Below are 1,602 nucleotides of genomic sequence, written 5' to 3' on the forward strand. Positions count from 1 at the left end.
GGATCAGATAACGCGCACGATCTACTCGCATTTCTGGCAGTTGCGACCGATGACATGCCGATTACGGTGCAAGCAATCGCACGCGGCGCAAATGCACGGCGATCATGGCGGAGGTGTTCGAGAGAATGGCGCGCAAGACGATCGAACAACGCATCGCCGAACTGGAGGCGCGCAAGAAGACGCTGAAGGCGCGGCTTGGCAAACAAGAACGCCTCGAGGACACGAGACGGAAGATCCTGCTTGGCGCGCTCGTGCTGCACCGGCTCGAACATGGCAAGGACCAATTTTCCCACGATCTGATGGGCTGGTTGAGCCGCGAACTCCCGGGCTTCCTGAGCCGCGATCATGACAAGGCGCTGTTCACAGACATCCTCGATGCGCCGATCTCACCGAACCAAAACGAGCCAGGGATGGACGCCCAGTCATGACCGTCGAATGGCCTTGTCGCTCGCGCCGCCAACCGCCATCTCGCAAATCCGATCGCGAAGCCGCAGGCGTACTTTCGGCCGCCCAACGCCACACGCATTTTCTCGACAGTCCGCGCATGGCCGCCGTGCTCGGCCGATCGGATTTTCGCTTCAATGATTTGAAACACTACAACGCGACGGTGTTTCTGGTTTTGCCGCCGGACCGGCTTTCGACCTATTCGCGTTGGCTACGGCTACTCGCCAGCCAGAGCCTCATCGACATGGCCCGTGATCCCATGAAGCCGGCGATGCCGGTCCTCGATCTTCTCGATGAGGGCTCATGGAGCGAAGGAAAGAGTTCGATTTCCGAACATATCTCCACCCGCGATCTGATGATTCCGGACGAAGTGATGCAGCTGCCGATGATTGGTGATCGCTCAACCGAGCGAATGGTCAGGAACGCGCAGGCGCTGCTGACCCAACCGCCTGCTCGCGATCTCTCTTGCGATTTCGGTCGCCGAGAGGCCAAACTTCACGAGTAAATAAAAGTCGAAACGAAGCACGCTTTTACGGTTCGACCACCATGTTTCAGGCCGCCTCAGATTGATTGCACGCCCCGCTCCGAAGGAGCGCAGGCTGTCTGCTTGGACCCGAAGAAAATTTCCCGCTTGGAGGATCTCGTCCCGATCAGGTCCTCAAAACACAAAAGCGGAGGTCGGCGAGATAGCGATTTCGCAACATCTTACACAGTGGGTTTGTTCAACCGAACCCCGGGACCCCCGCCATTTTCAGGTATGAATTCAATCCCGGCCGCCTCCAATACAGATTGGAGATGATCGACTGTTGATCGTTTGAGTTCCTCGCCGCGCTCAAAACGGACCAATGTGTTCGTAGAGACATTCGCCCGTTTCGCCATCTCTCTTATTTCCCATCCAAGCGCTGCCCGAGCCATACGATATTGAACAAGTAACATTATTTTCGCCACACAGTGACGAAACGCTTGCCTCGCCGCCTATTAGGGTTAATATGAACGAGTCTGCAGTTTCGCAGACGGTCAAGCAGAGCGTTTGCGCCGCCCTGCCTGACCTAACCACAATCTCTTATGTTCGTATTCAAGCCCTTTGGCCATGATTTTTCCTTCTCGACTTTGACGACGAATGCACATGCTTGAAGCTATTGAACAAAGGAGGAGACA

Annotated in this window: 2 protein-coding genes and 1 pseudogene; 2 read left to right on the forward strand and 1 reads right to left on the reverse strand. The window is 55.9% G+C overall.

Annotated features, from left to right (window positions below; translation table 11 throughout):
* The first annotated feature begins 125 nt into the window (after positions 1-125).
* The gene (locus tag PY650_RS36335; RefSeq protein WP_285884927.1) at positions 126-428 is read left to right on the forward strand and encodes a mobilization protein; all 303 of its coding nucleotides are present in this window, start codon (positions 126-128) and stop codon (positions 426-428) included.
* 3 nt (positions 429-431) lie between these two features.
* Positions 432-742 (forward strand): annotated as a pseudogene (locus PY650_RS36340) (type IV secretory system conjugative DNA transfer family protein); the annotation flags it as partial.
* Positions 743-1,149: 407 nt separating this feature from the next.
* Here PY650_RS36340 and PY650_RS36345 read toward each other — a convergent pair.
* Complete coding sequence (locus tag PY650_RS36345) at positions 1,150-1,359, reverse strand: helix-turn-helix domain-containing protein (protein ID WP_432761628.1); 210 nt, start codon at positions 1,357-1,359, stop codon at positions 1,150-1,152.
* Between the last annotated feature and the right edge of the window lie 243 nt (positions 1,360-1,602).

The organism is Martinezella calliandrae, from assembly GCF_030272695.1.
In the GTDB taxonomy this organism is placed as follows: Bacteria; Pseudomonadota; Alphaproteobacteria; order Rhizobiales; family Rhizobiaceae; genus Rhizobium; species Rhizobium calliandrae.